The sequence below is a fragment of the Mycolicibacterium parafortuitum genome, from assembly GCF_002086815.1.
Classification (GTDB): domain Bacteria; phylum Actinomycetota; class Actinomycetes; order Mycobacteriales; family Mycobacteriaceae; genus Mycobacterium; species Mycobacterium parafortuitum.
Map to the genome: position 1 here is coordinate 48,674 of NZ_MVID01000012.1, position 16,573 is coordinate 65,246.

Annotated in this window: 19 protein-coding genes and 1 tRNA gene; 4 read left to right on the forward strand and 16 right to left on the reverse strand. The window is 61.6% G+C overall.

Going from position 1 to position 16,573, the window contains the following annotated elements; all coding sequences use genetic code 11:
• The first annotated feature begins 184 nt into the window (after window positions 1–184).
• Entirely contained in the window at window positions 185–667 is a 483-nt protein-coding gene (locus BST38_RS14785; RefSeq protein WP_083144084.1) for a YopX family phage-derived protein, read from the forward strand.
• Here the strand turns inward: BST38_RS14785 and BST38_RS14790 are convergent.
• Window positions 648–1,358 (reverse strand): hypothetical protein, encoded by a 711-nt coding sequence (locus BST38_RS14790; RefSeq protein ID WP_083144085.1) that lies wholly within the window; start codon window positions 1,356–1,358, stop codon window positions 648–650. The two genes, BST38_RS14785 and BST38_RS14790, sit on opposite strands and share 20 nt — an antisense overlap.
• A 683-nt stretch (window positions 1,359–2,041) precedes the next feature.
• On the opposite strand from BST38_RS14790, the gene BST38_RS14795 reads away from it, so the two are divergent.
• Window positions 2,042–3,745 (forward strand): ATP-dependent nuclease, encoded by a 1,704-nt coding sequence (locus BST38_RS14795; RefSeq protein ID WP_272818848.1) that lies wholly within the window; start codon window positions 2,042–2,044, stop codon window positions 3,743–3,745.
• Between the two features lie 44 nt (window positions 3,746–3,789).
• Here the strand turns inward: BST38_RS14795 and BST38_RS14800 are convergent, their stop codons facing one another.
• From BST38_RS14800 to BST38_RS29230, 9 genes are all read right to left on the reverse strand, one after another.
• Complete coding sequence (locus BST38_RS14800; protein ID WP_083144087.1) at window positions 3,790–5,220, reverse strand: tyrosine-type recombinase/integrase; 1,431 nt, start codon at window positions 5,218–5,220, stop codon at window positions 3,790–3,792.
• 9 nt (window positions 5,221–5,229) lie between these two features.
• Window positions 5,230–5,442 carry a hypothetical protein gene (locus tag BST38_RS14805; RefSeq protein ID WP_083144088.1) on the reverse strand — a complete coding sequence of 71 codons (213 nt, stop codon included), beginning with the start codon at window positions 5,440–5,442 and terminating at the stop codon, window positions 5,230–5,232.
• On the reverse strand, window positions 5,439–5,678 hold the full coding sequence (locus BST38_RS29220; protein ID WP_133057236.1) for a hypothetical protein: 240 nt from the start codon (window positions 5,676–5,678) through the stop codon (window positions 5,439–5,441). Before BST38_RS29220 ends, BST38_RS14805 begins: the two co-directional genes overlap by 4 nt.
• Window positions 5,675–6,355 carry a recombinase family protein gene (locus BST38_RS14810; RefSeq protein WP_237160806.1) on the reverse strand — a complete coding sequence of 227 codons (681 nt, stop codon included), beginning with the start codon at window positions 6,353–6,355 and terminating at the stop codon, window positions 5,675–5,677. The genes BST38_RS29220 and BST38_RS14810 overlap by 4 nt, the downstream gene beginning before the upstream one ends.
• Window positions 6,356–6,566: 211 nt before the next feature.
• Entirely contained in the window at window positions 6,567–7,034 is a 468-nt protein-coding gene (locus tag BST38_RS29225; RefSeq protein WP_133057237.1) for a hypothetical protein, read from the reverse strand.
• A gap of 484 nt (window positions 7,035–7,518) precedes the next feature.
• Window positions 7,519–9,921, reverse strand: a complete 2,403-nt coding sequence (locus BST38_RS14820; protein ID WP_083144091.1) for a bifunctional DNA primase/polymerase — start codon at window positions 9,919–9,921, stop codon at window positions 7,519–7,521.
• Between the two features lie 63 nt (window positions 9,922–9,984).
• Window positions 9,985–10,221: a hypothetical protein gene (locus BST38_RS14825; RefSeq protein WP_083144170.1), complete on the reverse strand. Its 237-nt coding sequence runs from the start codon at window positions 10,219–10,221 to the stop codon at window positions 9,985–9,987.
• Window positions 10,222–10,635: 414 nt separating this feature from the next.
• Window positions 10,636–11,358, reverse strand: coding sequence for a hypothetical protein (locus BST38_RS14830; protein WP_133057238.1), 723 nt, complete (start codon window positions 11,356–11,358; stop codon window positions 10,636–10,638).
• A gap of 2 nt (window positions 11,359–11,360) precedes the next feature.
• Window positions 11,361–11,609, reverse strand: coding sequence for a hypothetical protein (locus BST38_RS29230; RefSeq protein ID WP_133057239.1), 249 nt, complete (start codon window positions 11,607–11,609; stop codon window positions 11,361–11,363).
• A 204-nt stretch (window positions 11,610–11,813) separates the two neighbouring features.
• Here BST38_RS29230 and BST38_RS14835 point away from each other — a divergent pair, with 204 nt between their 5' ends.
• On the forward strand, window positions 11,814–12,920 hold the full coding sequence (locus tag BST38_RS14835) for a hypothetical protein (RefSeq protein ID WP_083144093.1): 1,107 nt from the start codon (window positions 11,814–11,816) through the stop codon (window positions 12,918–12,920).
• 343 nt (window positions 12,921–13,263) lie between these two features.
• Here BST38_RS14835 and BST38_RS14840 read toward each other — a convergent pair whose 3' ends face one another.
• The 5 genes from BST38_RS14840 to BST38_RS14855 form a co-directional block, all read right to left on the reverse strand.
• Window positions 13,264–13,899 (reverse strand): DUF8548 family protein, encoded by a 636-nt coding sequence (locus BST38_RS14840; RefSeq protein ID WP_133057240.1) that lies wholly within the window; start codon window positions 13,897–13,899, stop codon window positions 13,264–13,266.
• Window positions 13,900–14,198: 299 nt separating this feature from the next.
• A tRNA-Leu gene (locus BST38_RS14845) sits at window positions 14,199–14,272 on the reverse strand.
• A gap of 217 nt (window positions 14,273–14,489) precedes the next feature.
• Complete coding sequence (locus BST38_RS29365; RefSeq protein ID WP_165761595.1) at window positions 14,490–14,633, reverse strand: hypothetical protein; 144 nt, start codon at window positions 14,631–14,633, stop codon at window positions 14,490–14,492.
• Between the two features lie 345 nt (window positions 14,634–14,978).
• The gene (locus BST38_RS14850; RefSeq protein WP_083144095.1) at window positions 14,979–15,290 is read right to left on the reverse strand and encodes an EGFR-like transmembrane domain-containing protein; all 312 of its coding nucleotides are present in this window, start codon (window positions 15,288–15,290) and stop codon (window positions 14,979–14,981) included.
• Window positions 15,291–15,317: 27 nt separating this feature from the next.
• Window positions 15,318–15,941 carry a flavodoxin family protein gene (locus BST38_RS14855; protein WP_083144096.1) on the reverse strand — a complete coding sequence of 208 codons (624 nt, stop codon included), beginning with the start codon at window positions 15,939–15,941 and terminating at the stop codon, window positions 15,318–15,320.
• A 111-nt stretch (window positions 15,942–16,052) separates the two neighbouring features.
• Between BST38_RS14855 and BST38_RS14860 the strand changes: the two genes are divergently transcribed.
• Complete coding sequence (locus tag BST38_RS14860) at window positions 16,053–16,232, forward strand: hypothetical protein (protein ID WP_083144097.1); 180 nt, start codon at window positions 16,053–16,055, stop codon at window positions 16,230–16,232.
• A gap of 19 nt (window positions 16,233–16,251) precedes the next feature.
• Here the strand turns inward: BST38_RS14860 and BST38_RS14865 are convergent, their stop codons facing one another.
• Window positions 16,252–16,509 carry a DUF7218 family protein gene (locus BST38_RS14865; protein ID WP_083144098.1) on the reverse strand — a complete coding sequence of 86 codons (258 nt, stop codon included), beginning with the start codon at window positions 16,507–16,509 and terminating at the stop codon, window positions 16,252–16,254.
• Window positions 16,510–16,573: the final 64 nt, after the last annotated feature.

The following is a 16,573-nucleotide window of genomic DNA, read 5'->3' on the forward strand; positions in this document are numbered from 1 at the left end:
ATCAATTCATTTACTAAATGATTACTAATTGCTACTATCAATTTGTAATGAGTTATACCCAATTAAAGATCAAATTAGCCTATCGGGCGAAACTATCCCTGCTTGCCAAGAAACACAATCGGTCTATGGCGAACATGGTGGAAGTGTTAATAGATAATGCTTTAGCGGCAGAGGAATCAAAACGATGAGTAGGACAATTAAATTCAGGGCGTGGGACGGAACCAAGATGCAGACGGTCGCAAGCATCGATTGGGACTGGGAAGACGAAGGCTCAATAGAGTCTTTATGTGCACTTTCAGGATTCTTCGTGGATGGTTCTCCGCTTCGGTTCTACACGGACCATGCAGATAAGCCGATGTTGATGCAATACACCGGCGTCCGCGATAAGCACGGCCTAGAGATATACGAGGGAGATATTGTTCACTCCGAAACAAGCCCCTTATGGCTCAGAGTCGAATGGTTCGATTCCGCCTTTTCTTTAGTGCCGGTCAGGTCATCTAGCCTAGCAACGGCCGTCAAGTGGAGGATGAACACCAACAGGATGAAGGTGATGTCTATCCACGCCATGATCTGCTCGAAGGAAGCAAAAGACCTCTACCCGCTTGAGGTTGTCGGCAACATCTACGAAAACCCTGAGCTGCTGGAGACTAGTCCCGCCGCTTCTTAGCCGGATGCCAGATCAACCACCATGCCCTCCCGACATTCGTCGACCAGTTAGAGAGCAGTTGACGTGTGGTACGGCGCTGGTGCCAATGGCGCTCCCACAAGCCCCGGTAGTACTTGACTTGCTTCAGCTTATTGCGCCGCAAGCCCTGTCCGCCAATGTCTATGATGATCGCCCACTCGTAAGAGTTTGAATCAATGAATATGACCCAGAGCTGATAGATAATGCCCATACGGTCGTTTTCGAACTCCTTCTGAAGCATTCCCCCCGGCTCGATAACCGTACGACCGCCAGTGAAGTACAGAGGCTTGACGTCTTGCGCGTTTTCCCAGTCCTGCTTGATCTCAGCTAGCGAACTGAGGAACATCGTATACGCATCCGGGAAAAGAGTGGCACGAAACGATTTTCGTACGAGTTCTGCGCGCACTTCACGAATTTCGGCCGCCGAGTTATTCGTGACCTCCACTTCCATTACCCAGCGACCGCGCTCCTCTCCTTCTCGCTTGATATGCGACTCGCTCGCCTTCACGGCGACGAGCATTGCTTGCTTTCGCTTCTCTTGCCGGTGCTGAAACATGTAGTAACCGACGGCGATGAGTGCGGCACCGCCAGTTGCGATGGCCCCCACCCACTCGGCGACGTTCCCCCATACATCTGCGCGCAACGGGTACTCCCAGAGATCTCCCCAGTTCACCGCATGATTGTGCATGACACTCGACGCCAGAAGTGTTAGGCGGACACATACCCTGGCGCACGTTCCCCGCAGGAAGCACGCTTCTATCTACAACCGCGAAGGCACCTTTGATCTTGAGGGTCTACGCCACCGCACTCACCATCGAGCGGCTGACATCCACGCCTCGACGTCACGTCAACCTTGACTCGGCGGATTATCGTCCACGCTCAGCTTCACGTTGAACGGGAACACAAAGGGAACACTTCGGCACGGTTTAACAGGGGTCATAAACCCCTGACCAGTGCCCCCACCGGGACTCGAACCCGGAACACACGGATTTTAAGTAAGGCTAGGCGGCCATCGAACACCAGGGCGAATGGCCGTTTGCAAGCTTCGAACGCCCTGATCAGGGGCGGTTTTGAGTCGGCTCCGGTACGCCTTCGGCCCGGCTCTAGATCGCTCTAAGTACGCCCCCGGTCGCCGCGTTGCCGCCGCGACGGGATGGGCTGGGCGGTTGTTAGCTACGGCGCCTGTCGGTCCGCAATGAGAAAAACGCCTGCGTTGGAGTTAGGCGAACTGTCAACGAACGGCGCATAGAATCGCCGAAGCAGATGGGGAGGCAGCGCCTTGGCGCTCACGCCATGGGCTGAAAGCCAATAGCGAACAGAGCAGAATGACCGAGGGAGGGTCGGGAAATAAGCGTCATCTCATACGTCCGAATCGAGAATTTCCGGTCAATACGCAATGCGGAGCTGTGCGATATAGGTGATTATGCTCCGATAATCGGCGTCAACAGTAGTGGAAAATCGAACGCCCTTCGAGCGCTCAACTTGTTTTTCAATGGCTATCTGGATGAAAATCAAACGCCAGTGAGTATGCAGGATGACTTCAGCACACATGCTCCGAAGGGAAAGAAAAAGGTTCTAGCAGTAACCGTAGGGCTGCGATTGGGACCCGATTTTAAGGTGAGAGGGCAGGAAGAGTTTCATAAGGCCCTCGACATCGATGACGTAATCTACATAACCCGTTCATGGAGCCTCAGTCTCGATAAGACCACGGCCGTTGACACACTCCATTTTGGCAATTCGCTGACCTCGATGACAGAAGCAACCGCAGATAGGGCCGCTTCTGTCATCGCTCATATCCGAGCAGTTCGTTTCGTCTACGTACCAAACCACGCCCGCCCAGCCGACCTCATACGTCGTGAGCTCACTCCGTTACGCAGCAACCTCGTGTCACGCCTGCGATCAACCAAGGCGTATCGGGAGTCGTCGGTTGACGAATTGTTCACCGAGCTGACCGCGATGGGTGAACGCATGTTCGGCGAAGTATCGAGAGCTGTTTCCCGCGGTCTCCCTGGCGTCGGAATCGAACCTGATTTGCCAGCAGACTTCGCCGACCTCGTCTTCAACCTTGGCGTACGGGCGGCGACAACCGGTGACGTGGCTCGTGCCCCTGAATTCGAAGGCTCCGGAGCTCAGTCTCTGCTCCTGCTACATGTGCTCAACCTCGCTGATCGCACCCATCGCGGCAACGGATTTGGCTGGATACAGGCAAGCGTCTGGGCGGTTGAGGAGCCAGAGAGCTTCCTTCATGCGGGTCTCCGCGCGCGGTTCTCCCAAGATCTGCGCGACTACGCGGCGGACCCGAAAAGACAGATATTCGTTACTACTCACCAGGATGAGTTTGTACGAATATCGGATGTCGCATGGCTGGCCAAAAAAGGTCCGGAGACTGTGTTACACCGAATGACAGCGCGCGATGCTCTGACGGAAAGCACCCGGGGATCAATTGTTTCCTACGCGCACCCGCTCTTCTCGTTTGCAACGGAGCCGATCGTAATCGTGGAGGGTCGAATCGATGAACTTTACCTCCGCGCGGCGATTCAAGAGGCTGGCCTAAAACCTCGATGGCGACTGGTACCACCCGGCGCTGTGTTGGGCGAGGACCACACTGGTGATGCTATCCACCCATACTTGAAATATAATAAGCCTGTCATTGCTTCACGACCAGACGTCGCCCCGGTGATTGTACTTCGCGATTGGGAAGCAAAGGACAAGCAGAAGTACGACGACGTCCTAGGAGTGCACCCATTTTCCGAGTGCCTAGTACCGCCAGCCGGTATCGCCAATCCAGCGCTTGGCGATTCCTTCCGCGGCATTGAGCGGTTCCTACCTACGGATTTCATCACGGCGGTTATTCCTGAAAAGACACTCGGTCGAGAAAGCGGCGAACCGGATGCGCCTTATTCAATAAAGCGTAAAACCCTAGAGGATGAGAAAGCCAAGCTTGCGGCTAGGGCGAAGAATGGCGCTCCCGTGGGCCCCTACATGCAAGAGCTTGCTATCTGGATCGACACCCAGATCTCGGAGATCTTGCAAAGGGTGCCCAGCAGCGCATTCCTATGACCTTCGACCCGACCCCGTGCCAACTTAGCGGATAGACATACCCGTCATGATCGACCAATCAACGGCACCACGTTGCTTTCCATTCGGGCGGCCCGGTAGACCGGGGCGGGTGGTTCTGGCAGCGTGTTGAGCGCGCCGCCGTCCCGCTCGGGGATGTAGTCGCCGTAGGTGTCGAGCGTCAGCGTGAACGTGCTGTGTCCCAGCCACTTCGACACCTGCATGAAGTGGGTGCCAGCGGAGAGCTGAAGCACCGCGAACGTATGCCGAAGATCATGGAGGCGGACGCCCCGAATAGCGGGCGCATCCTTCGTCGCGGGGCGGGTAGCCGGTAAGCCGACCGCCTCTAGGGCGGGCTTCAGGATCGTGTCGTAGAAGGTTCCGAGCGCGAGTGGCTGCGACCAGTCGAGCGGTACCGCGTACCGCTCCCCCGCTGCTCGGTAACCGCCCCCGTTCTTCCGCGACGGCCATAAGGGCGCAGTCGGTTCGGTCGCGCGCGGGTGGACTTCGGAGAGGTAGTCGGCCATCCGCTTCGCGAGCCAAGGCGGGAGTGGCACGGTTCGGCGGCTGCGCTTGCTCTTCGGGGTGCCGACGACCCAGACGCCATTCTTTCGGTCCTTCGTCCGCGCGACGCGCACGGAGCATCGAACGCCGCCTTGGTCGGTGGGCCCAGGCGAGAACAGAAGATCAGCGACCTCTAGCCCTGCGGCCTCAGCGGCCCGTAGGCCTGTGTACGCGAGGAACTCGACCAAGAGCCCGTACACCGGGTACGCGGGGAGCTCTGGGCCGGTGTAGCCCTCCGGTGGGTAGCCCGCGACCGCCGCACTCAGCGCCCCGACTTGTGCCGCCGTGAGCGGGTGGTGTTCGAAGTCGGGGTGGTCGCCGGTCGCGCGGCTCGCAGAGAAATCCACCCGGTCCGCAGGGTTCGAGTCGAGCGCGCCGTGTTGAACCGCGTACTTGAGCACTCGCCGCACCACGTCCCACACATGCTTCACCGTGCCGGGGCTGATCGGCTTTCGGTCGCCCTGTCGAGATTGCTGACGCACCAGCCCAGTTAGCAGCTTTTCGAGGTGGGCCGGTGTGACTGCTGCGACCGCGAGACTGCCGAGGTCCCCGAGCACGTACGTGTGGAGCTGTCGTTCGTACTCGTCTACGGTGCGCTGTTTAACCTTGCCGCTCGCGACCCGAACCGCCTGCGCGTCGAGCCAGGCCCTCGCGTAGAACCCGAACGGCTGCTCCCCGTTAGCTCTCTGCTCGGCCAGGGCGCTCGTGCCTGCGTGCGTGTGCTTCGCGGCGTTGAGTTCGTCTCGTCGCACTTCTGCGGCCTCGCGGGTCGGGTAGGTCTCGCGCCGCGCTCGTGTCGCCCCGGTGGGTAGGCCGAACTCGTCGCGAACCGCCTCACGCCAGACGACCGCGTACGTCTTGACGACCTTGCCGTTGCGACGCTGTTTCGTGTCGTGCGCACGTACGTATGCCATTTGCCGCCCCTAGACTCCCCAGCGGTTACCGACTTGAGCGGACCGCAATTCTTCGGTGATGTATTCGTCCGTCTCGCCGCCGTCGAACTCAACGACGTGGCCCATGTCGCCGCCGTCGTTGTAACTGCTGACTACGCGGCCCTCCTGCCGATGCCGCGAGTGGCCCGGTAACGCGACGCGAACCCGCGTGCCGCGCTCGTAGTAACCCAGCTCAGCGCTCATCCCAGCCGCCGTATCCGGCGCGTGTGCGCCTGGGCACGCTTAGTCCTGTTGCCGCCGGGGTTCTGCCACGACCGCCGTCGGGGCTTGGCGCGCTCTTGCGCGCGCGCTTTCTCCTCCGGCGTGACGAGTCCGCAGCCGAGACGGGCGGCAGCTTCTTCGGGGTGATCCTTCGCCCAGCGCCAATATGCGGCCGCGCGAATCTCTTTCATGTCTTCTTCGGTGAAGTGCACGGTCATGCTGTCTTCTCCATTTCGGTTGTCGCGGTCGCAGATTGGTAGATGCGCCGCACGGTTGATGATTGCCACGTCGATAGCCCCGCTGGGGACAAGATGCCCTCGGCCTCAAGCGCGCTGGCGATTCTGGCGAAGCTCAGCCCAGCTTGACGATCCATGACGATTCGGCGCACGACACCCGGCTTGGCCAGGCGAGGTCGCCCGACACGCTCTCCGCGTGCCCGCTTAGCCGCGAGCGCCGCCTTGGTGCGCTCGCTGATCAGTTCGCGCTCGTATTGGGCGTAGTTCACCAGATTCATTGCGAACATGCGGCCGGCTGCCGTAGTCAGGTCCACACCGAGGTCGAGCAAAACCAGTGACCAGCCTTGTCTTTGGGCACATTCGATGATCGTGGCGGCGTGGATGATCGACCGCGATAACCGGTCAAGCTTCGCAACGATGAGTCCCTCGCCCTGACCCATCGCCAGAAGCTCCAGTACCTCAGCCAGTCTCGGGTTGATGTACTTACCGCTGCCGCCCTCGTCGGCAAAGTGCTCGACATCCCAGCCGCGCCGTTCGGCCTCGGCATCGATTGCCGCGCGCTGGGCTTCGAGGCCATTGCGTTTGTCTGCCTGGTCCTCAGTGCTCACGCGCGTGTACCCAAACATCAAGGGCCGCTGGCAATTCGTATTCTCTGCCATGTGGTTCTCTGCTTTCTTCGGGGCCTAACCGAACGGTTCGGCCTTACGCCCCGGTTCTACGCCAGTCACCAGCGCTGCACGAGCCGCTGAGCAGCGCTTTCGCTCTGACCGTTCATTCGTGTTCTGCCATGCGAATTAGGCCCCGCCAGTCGCGGGTACCGGGGCGGCGGTCCGACAAGCCAGTGCCCCCATGAACGGTCTCTATGGGCTATCACCGCTGAAGCCTGTCGCGGATGTCGGACAGTGCGTCCTCCATCGTTTGAAGCCCGGTACCCGGCGGGCGGCTAGGGGCGTCCTCGGCGAAATGCGGCCTCGGGGGCGGGCCGTCGCCCCGGTCGGCGGGTACGGGGCCGTGAGCGCGCCCATGAGGCGGGTCGGCGGGGTACTCGTCGGGGTCTACTATCTCAGCGTCGACTACTTCGAGCGGTTCGTCGTTCGCGGCCAGGGCGCGTGGTTCGGGTGCGAGCCCGCGACGGGCTCGCGACTCCTCGCGGTTGATTGTTGCGATACCGCTAAGTCCCTGCAGCAGTTCCTCATACGGTTTGGTTGGGCCCGCGGCAGAAAGCTCAAGTGCTTGCTTAGCAGAGATGCCCGCGCGGTCGAGTGCATCGCGAATCGCGGCCAGTTTCACATGCTCGGACTCTGAGTCTGTCGCAATGTTGAGCAGTTCCTTTGCCATGCGGTCGGCTGCTTCCTCAAGCCGTTGTCGCGCTTTTGCTTTCACCTGTGGGGCCTTCGCGCCGTGGTAGTCGCACACATTCGTTCCACGGCGGGCGGGGTTGTGGCATCTATCGCCGCTTTTCTTGTGGCCGTCGCACCGTCGCCCTCGGCTCGTGGCCCACCAAGCTTCACTCCATTTGTCATTGGGTCCTGATGTCGATAGGTCACTCACGGGTTGTTCCTCTCATGGTCGAAACATGTTCTAAATAAATGCATTTGCAGACCTCCCCTAGACGCGTCCCGAACGGCCAAGGCGGTGTGGTCCATCTCGTTGGGGGGTACGAGGGGTACGCGTACCCCCCATCGCCCGCGTCTCGATGCTCCGGGGCCTAACCCGCGATTCGAGAAATTGAGATGACCAGGTCTTTTAGAGAGACGGTTTTCACGCGTTCTCGCACGGCGGGGGGTACGTCGTACCCCTCGTACCCCCTTTAGGCGGGCGCTCATCGCCCCTCCTGTAGATGGACGACTTTGGCGTTGCCGCCCTTACCGAGGATGGGTTGCAGCTCCACATCGCCTACGCCGATCAGTCGCTCCAGCGCCGGGTCGAAGAGCTTCTTATCGCGTCCGAAATCGCGTCGCATCGCGGCCTTAGGCTGATCATTCTTCGCGCGTAGCGACTTCCGAATACGTTCGGCGACACGACCAATGGCGGCATCTTCCGCCTTCGCGAGAACCTCCGCCTTGGCCACCTCGCGTACCGCGTCCTGGCGCCCGCGTTCCTGGTTCGCGGCGGTCGACTTAGATCTCAGCGCGGCTTGGACGTCGCGGCGGGTCGCGGTCGATACTCCCATCACGACGCTTGCCAGGTCCCAATCTTCCTCAGAGACTTTGTCGGTGCGTCCGTTGATCCACATGAGGGCGACTGCGAGCTTTAATCGCGCGAGCATCGCGTGGGAGTCAAGCGCATGGACTGTGGAGACCTCACCGCGCAGTTTCGCGCGCTGTTCCTGCCGAACCTTCTCGGCGACGGTTGGCGGCAAGGCCAACACATGAAACGCTGACTTGTCGGCGGGCACATCGAGCATGTACGGATCGACGTCACCAAACTTCAGCTGAACACTGTCGCCTATCGACCTGTCCGCGATCGCATCGGCGGGGTCGGGAGTTGCGGCCGGCCACGCGGGTAGGCATAACGGGTCGGGTTCCGCGTCAGGCACCTCCGGCGCGTCCGGGTCTGTCGTCGGCAACCAGATGAACCTTTGGGGTGTGCCACCGTCCTTGTCGTCCAGCAGAGCCCTCGCACGGCCAGGCTGGACCCCGACAATCATCGTCATTCGGTAGCGGTGCTCCATGATGGCTACGGCCTTTTCGGCGTTCGCGTAACCGAAGCCGAGCCGCTCCCCCATCCATGCCTTACGCAGTTCAGGCATTAGCGTGGAGCCGCTGCGACCCGCTAGGGCTGCGAAGGTGTCGACTTCGCCGACCGTGAACATCACCGAATTACGCAGATTCATCTGCTCGGCCTTTTGTTTGTAGGCGTACTGCTTCGGTATCCCCTCCCCGCTACCCGGCGTCGCGACAAACACGTCGGTCTCACTCACCACAAAGTCTGCCGCGGCTGCTTCCGAGGTGTTCTTGCCGAAGCCTGAACGTGCGACCAAGGCGACGAACAGATTCACGCTGGCGAAGGACCCCACTGTGGGTGGCAGAACGACGTGCGGCGGAATCGTCGCTATCGCGCGAGCCAGAACCGCGCCAAGCATCGACCACGGCCCGACTGAGCGCGCCCTGGCGAACTGTCGTAGCCGCTCAAGTTCAGGCCTTGACGTCCAGAAGCTCTCAAGCTCTGCGGTCGTCGGCAAGCTGTCATTCCGGTGCGCGCGCTTAGCGTCAGCCTGCGCAGCACCCCACCGCATCACCCGCGCGAACTCGCCACTGCGCTGCGCCAGACGAGCGCGACCGTCACTTTCATCGAACGCATCGAAGTAGACAGTTCTCAAGGCTTCAACCGCATCACGCGCCGAGTAGCAGCCGGCCATCGCCTCCGACAGCGCCCACGGGGCAACCTTCACCAGAGTCTCGTAACGGCTCGCGCCGTCCTCCACCCCTTTATGGAAGTGCTTCAGCGGGCCGTCCACGGTGTGTGAGCAGTCGTCACGTCCGCAGCCCCCGCCGGTATGGGCGTCGAGGAACGCTGCCAATTGGAGGCCTGTCAGCGGGTCGGCGGTTTCGCCCGCCTCCGCCAAACACTCCCGCAATACCTCGGGCATCGGCGGCAACGGCCCCGTCTTTCGTGGTCTGTACTCGCCGTCTTTAGTCTCCGCGTCGGGGTGTGGAGTCGGCGCCGCGATGATCACGCCGTTCTTGCCGCGGAACTCGCCCCAGCGCCCGAACGCACCTGCGCTGTTCCCGAAGTTGTCCGACTGACAGGCGAACATGTAGTGCGCGCGTGCATCCTTCCCGCAATGCAGTCTGCGCGTCGCTTGTATTGCTCCAGTCTGCAGAGCGGTCCAAAGCGTCGCCGCCATACCAGCAGGTTTGTCGTTCACGTCTTCGTCTAGGTCGAACACGCCCGCACCAGACCGCCCGCAATGCAGCGCAATCCCGTAACGCGGGTTCGCCGTCCACCACCGACGTATCTGCTCGGGGTCGCGGCTCGAATGCTCATGCCACTTGCCGCCGACAACACTGCCGGGGTTCTTGATCTCCCTCGGGTCTGTGGGCAGCACATACCAACCCGCATCCGTATAGGCCAAGGCGGCCTCCAACAGCGACAGGCCGCTCACGTCAGGCAGCCGCAGACTGCCAACGGCGCCCTCAATGGACAACCGGAAGTCATCATCGATGCCAACAGAGCTATTTCGCAACGGCTTTCGTTCGTTGCGTTCCTGGCGTAGCGTCATCGTCGTCTCTTCTCAGCCATCGAAGTAGGCATCGCCCCCGGTCTCGTCAACCGGGGGCACACTTCACTTCGCGGTGTTGACCTCTGGTGCGCGATAGACGCCAGATTGCTTGCGGGACTTCACCCAATCCAGACCGTCGCGCTTGCTGAAGTAGTTGCCGTTACCGAGTCGAGTTGGCCGGATCTCCCGCCGCTTCACAGCCTCTTTTACCGAGCGCCGCGTCACAGGCAGGTCGAGGTCGAGAAATAGGTACTCGAACAATTCTTGCTCCGTCAGATTGGGCCGGTCCAGATAGTCCATTTCTTCCTCCAAAACACAAAAACACCTGGCGTACACGCTCAATGTCATGAGCGTGCGCCAGGTGTCATGGGTGTTCAGCGCAGTCCCGCAGGTCCACAGCCTGCCGCCAAGATCCAGCTTGGAGGCTTCTGAGTTGCCTTCGAATATTCACTTTTGCCGACGGATCGCCGCCGAGCGGTACCCCTATCGTAGCCGATCCTCGCTCGTCGCGCTCCTACGTAACTCGACTCGAATATGGTCACTAGAAACTGATTTCGTCCCTCAGCTGCCCTCAGACCGTTTGACACAATCGCCGGGTATGGGGATACGCGGCCATTCTTCGGCGAAACCTTCTGCCAACCCCTCCCTAGCCCGGTTGCCCTCGCCCTTGCGGCATATCGCCGTCATCGCCATCAGCGGGCCGCGCGGGGCCGTCTACGTCCGGTCGGGCGGAACCCTCGGCGGGACCGGCGAGCCGAGGTCAATCCGCGCCCCGGGCGGCAGCTTCGACTGGGCTTCCAAGACGTTGATCTGAAAGTTCGTATCCGCGAGCAGGCCGGCCACGTCCTCGCACACCCGGCAGCACCGGAATAGCAGGACGAACTGCCCGCGCCGAACCGGCATCAAGCGCGTAGTCCCCGCACCATGGTCCTCCGCGTGGGCCGTACACCCCTCGGCCACGTTGATCGTGCACCGAAGCTCAGCGTCCGCACCACTCCCGTACGAGTGGTAGTCATCGATCATCGCGAAGAACTGCAACATGCCGCTGAAGTAGTCGGGACCGCGAACCTGGCGTGTGCGTGCGTTCGCCTGGCTCCGGCAAGCGATCAAAACGGAGCTGCTGCCCGGCGCCCAGATGAAGACCGCCTCGGCGGGTGGGTTGTCTAGGTCGACAGTGTCGTAGTGGTCGTGCGTGTCGAACCTGATGTGACCTTCGGCTAGGCCCGCGCGAAGCTCCGCCATGGCCTGATTCGCTCGTGTCCACATCGCAGGCGACCAGACTGGGTCGAACAGGGCTGCGTTCCCCCGGCCATGCGCCTTGGCACTGATCGCCCCAGCCGCCAGCATCGCCGTCACTGTCGTATTCATGGCGGGGTCCATCGGCGGGCGGTCAGTACCGTATTTGGCGGTGAGCGTTGCCCGGCGTGTGTCACTCATAATCATGCTGTTCTCCTATTGCGGGTAATGTGGCGGTAGAGGTCTCGGGTGGAGTAGTACACAGCGCCGCCTATCAGATAGCTCGGCAGTGTGTAGTTGTTTGTCGAAACGACAACACTGTTCATCGACACCGGGATACCGAGCACCGTTCGATACCACTCGACCGCGCCCTGCTTCCCTTTGATCGTTGGCGCCTCGGAAAGCGTGACCCCGGGCGGATCAGCTGCGTCGGGCGGCGCAACACGGGCCATAATTGCCTCCTAGCGGGACCTCGGAGCACACGTAATGCGTTCTGCGAGAGAACTACCCGCTATCCTATCGCGATTCCGTCGCGGCCCGACTTCAAGTCCGTCGCTCATGTATCGCGGTCCGATAGCCTCCGTACTCGCCGCTTGAATCTGGCCTACCGTCGCTACCTCGTAACGACTTTCGATCTAGCAGGTAGGTGAATTCAAGTGGCTAAGGGTATTTCAGATCGCGGATCGGCGCTCGTGAATCAGACGGCGGACGGTGTCGACCTCAACTCCGTCTGGCAGGAGGTCGCGGACGCGCTCGCGCTGTACAACGAGGAACGCACAACGATCGCGAGCCTGCTGAGCTACCGCACGGTGCAGGTGGCCGATGCGGTACCGCAGAGCTCATCCAGTGACTCATTCGAGGAGGCAACGGAATTCGGTGTTCCGCGAGCTATTCGCCCACCAAGCGATGTGCTCAAACTGGGATACCAATTCAAGGACTTTGACATCAGCCTCCGCGCGACCTGGCGCTTTCTCCGTGAAGCCACTGCCGAACAGATTACTGCGCAGGTGGTCCGTGTCCTCGAGGCTGACAACAAGCTAATCAACGGAACTGTTCTGCGGAGACTGTTCTCTCCCACAGTTTTTCAGAACGAGTTCGGACACAACTGCTACGGCTTGTGGAACGGCGACGGCATGACGCCACCACCCTATCTGGGTAAGACGTTCACGAGTTCGCACACACATCTGCTCACCAGCCAGTCGAGCGTGATCGACAGCCAAGATGTCGAAGACCTGCTGCGCCACGTCACCGAACACGGTTACGGCCGCGTCGGTTCGCAGATGCTGATCCTCGCCCACCCCGACGATGTCGACGCCGCGACTCTGACCGCTTGGCGCGCTGGGGTTGAGTACCGGACTGGGGGTCCTTTGCCAAAATTCGATTTCATCCCGAGCGCTGCGATGCCAGCCTGGATTAGCGATGAGACAATTCACGGACCGGTCCCAGCTGCCGAATACAACGGCCTTGTGGTTCACGGAAGTTACGGTGGCGCTTTGCTTTTGCAAAGCATGTACGTCCCCAAGGGCTACGTAGCCGTTGTTGCCAGCGGCGGCCCCGGCAGTGAGTCCAACTCAGTCGGCTTCCGCGAGCACGTCAATCCGAGTTATGCCGGATTGCGTCACATCGCAGGCAACGGGCCGTACCCGATCCAGGATAGTTTCTTTGTGCGGAGCTTCGGCGTCGGCGTCCGACACCGGGGCGCAGCGGCGGTCTGCCAAATCACGGCGTCGGCGTCCTACACCGCGCCGACGATCGCGACGTAGTCATGACCGCACCCGAACGATGGCGCGAGGTACCGCCACCCTCGCCACCGCTACGTCGACCAGCCGACCCGAATCGCCTCGCTCGGGACAAGTCCCAGGCCGAGACCGAAACCGAGTTCGGGTGGGGTTCTGGCCTCGTGCCGCCACACATCAATGGCCGGCCGCCATCCGAAGGCGGCGCGTACCGGCCAAAGGCACCGCCCGTCGAGCTTGTCGAAAGCTCAGCCATCCCCCGCCAGCAGCGGCGGCCACGCGGAGAGGTACGCGGTTACCCCGGCGTCCAGATTGCACGCTAGACCCCCGACCGGGGCGGGTGGCCTCAGACCCCGCCCCGGTCGGACTCCTAGTCACGACGCGGCCTACTCATGTGACGCCAGATTGAATGGTCAAGCGCCGACGCCTTCATATCGAGGCGACCAGCAGCCTCGGTTACGAGTTGAGAGACCGTCTTGGCATCCGGTGTGCGACCGACGGCCTCCGCGACGAACCGGGTGACAAGCGTGTCCGCTTTAACTCCATCGTTGCCAGCCAACATGAGGAAGTAGTCCCAGGTGACGGGGCCGAGGCCCTTCGTGCCGCAATAAGCTCGGCGCTGCTCGGCGGAGTTTCGGTCGATATCAGCGTGAGATATGACGCCGATGTCCGCGAACCTCCTCGCGGCGTTGACTATTGCTTCGGCCTTCGGCACGCCGCCCGTCTTCTGCTTCATCAGCACCTGCTGCAGCCAAGCGGTATCGGCCTTTGCGAGTTCACCGAAGTCGTCCCAGCTTGTTCGGCCCGATTCGGCCTTGTACCGCTTGATGGCCCCGCGAACCCCGGTGTCCGCAGAGGTGCCATACGTCGCCCGGATCGAGAGCACCGCATCGATCAACGACAACTCGACATTCCCCGGCCAACCTTCAGGCGCTTCGTAGAACGTCGTTACCGTCGAACCGACGTATTCGACCAGCCGATTAACGTCCCCACCCTCAGAAGCCACTTAGCCCTCCCCCTCTCGCGTCTTCTCGGCGAACTTTACAACCGGGGGCCGACGAACCTAACCGTTCAGCCTCAGCCCCTCATTCGGCGGCTGACGTGTGCGGAATCTTCGCCCGCCCCTTCGAGCGAAATCGGCACGGCAACACGCCTACGCAGCTCTAAAGGGCTCAGGTGGGCGTGTTAGCTACGAATGCGGAGCCGTCGCCGCGCTCCCGCCACACGCCGCGTTCACGCCGCGATGACGGCCGCTAGTTAGCCCCGCTAGGCGTTCGATACCGCCTCTCAACAGGCGATATAGAGTGCCCCCACTGGGATTCGAACCCAGACTTTCCGGATTTTAAGTCCGCTGCCTCTGCCAATTGGGCTATGGGGGCCAGAACACCCGGGCAGGAATCTAGCGTGCCTCAGCCTGACGGCGAAACCTGGCGTACCGGAGGCGCGTCGTCCCCGTTACGGCCTGCTCGGAATACCTCTGCACGCCCTCGGTCCAAGCCGTGCTGTGGGCACCGTCCGCGGGTCGCGATCCACCTAAGCATCACCCTTGCGCGCGAACACTTTCGAGAACGCCAACCGGCGATCAACCCGCCAGCGCTACGGCGTGGTCATCAAGGTGTAGACAACCAACACCAACGTCAGCGCCATCAGCACCAGAACGCCGATGACCTGGATCCTGCGTCGCAGGTCCATGGAATTTTCACGGCGGGTCTCGGGTGCCTGGTACCAGGGCTCGGCCATGTCGCGAGTCTATATCGACAGGCCCGCCACGAGGTACAGATTCTTCATAGCCGTGGCAAGCAGTGATCGATACTTTCCGCTGTTCAGCAGCTCAAACCACCCAACTGCTTGCGTTTGCTAAAAACTGGAACTGCCCGCGCTGCTGTAAGCACTTTGCCGGAGCACCGGCCACTCCGCGCCTGGCGTTCCCGCCCAGCAGGTGACGGCCGTCTTCAACTTGCGACCTGGCCCCGACGACGTTGCGGAACGCCACCGGCGTGCCCATCGCCTCGGCGCCGATCAGACACAGCGGAAGGGCCCCGCCGTGGGCGGGGCCCTTCCTTACCGATCGGTCTGTGTGCCGGGCTAGCTGGTCGGTGGTTCGTAGGTGGCGTCGGGATTCTCCCGGTGCCAGTCCACCTGCTTCTCCTGCACCTTGTGGTGCGCGCGGTTGAGCCAGAACAGCCCACCACCGATGAGCAACACCGCTAGCACGACGCCGACGATCCCCGCCGCAGCGGTGCCGTTGGCGAATGCGAACAATCCGAGCACGAGGCTCAGGACACCGAGGCCCACGGCGATCAGACCCGGGGCGTTGACCCCGGCCTTCATCGTCTCGCCGGCATGCTGGCGGGTGGTCCGGGCGTGGTCGACCGGGTCTTGGGACGTGTCAGGCATGATGCTCCTTTCGCTGACGGTTCGTCATCACTGATAGGGCTGGTATTGCGACCGCTTGAGCAGCCGCGCGAGATGCGCGGCGTTGCGGGCTGCGGCCGCGGTCGCCGACGCGACCTGTTCGGGAACGTGGTCGAGGTCCTTGTAGTCGCCGCTTTCCATCGCGGGGCCGTTCCAGTACGTGCAGCCTTGTGCGGGGATGCTGTACCCGACGTCGTTGAGCGCCTGGAACAGGTCCGCGACCACCTTGTGCGCGCCGTCCTCGTTGCCGACGACGCTCACCAACGCGACCTTGCCGACCATCACCGGCCGACCCTCATCGTCGGTGTTGGACAACTCGGCGTCGAGGCGCTCCAGGACCCGCTGCGTGACCGACGCGGGATGCCCGAGCCAGATGGGTGAACTGAGCACCAGAATGTCTGCGGCGAGCACCTTTTCGCGGATCTGTGGCCACTGGTCACCGGATCCCATGTCCGCCTCGACACCGGGTGCGATGTCGTAGTCGGCGCAGCGCACCGCCTCGCATTCGACGCCTTGCGCACGCAGCTGCTCGAAGACGTGTTCAGCCATCAACTCGCTGCTGGACTCCGCCGGGCTCGGCTTCAGGCTGCAGACGAGCCCAACCGCGCGCAGCGATTCCGGATCTTGAGCCATGGGGCCGAAATACCCGGGCCCCCCGCACCCAAACTGGGAGGGCCGTCACGTCATACGCCCGTCATGTGCGAGAACCGTTTGAGAATTCGTGGCGAGGGCATCTGTCAGGCCATGAGCAATCCCCGTGACGAGAAGGCCGAAGCCGATACCGAAGAAGACACCAAGGTCGCCGGATCACGGGCCTCGAAGGGCAACGACGATCCGTCCGACGGTCCCTACGTCGGCCGTTCCAGCTCTGACGACGACTTCGATGCCGGCGAGTCGGGCGCGGAGGCCCGCAGCGACGACTGACAGCCCAGCACGCCGCAACTCAGTGGTTGCGGAGCTTGTCGATCAACTTGTCCTTGGTCAGGTGCGAGTACCCCGACATCCCGAGCTGTTTGGCACGCTGCTTCAGGTCGCTGACCGTCCAGTCGTCATAAGACCCGGACTTGCCGCCGCGGCGGCCCACCGCGGACTTGCCCTGCCCGGCTGCAGCATTCGAGATGCGCGCGGCCTTCTCCTTGGAGTTGCCCTGATCGCGCAGCTCCTCGTACATTTTCTCGTTCTTGATCGATGCGTTTGGCATAGAAAAATCAACCTCCTGCCGTATGCGGTACGAGGAGGTTTCCCGGTGCTCCGGCAACCAAACA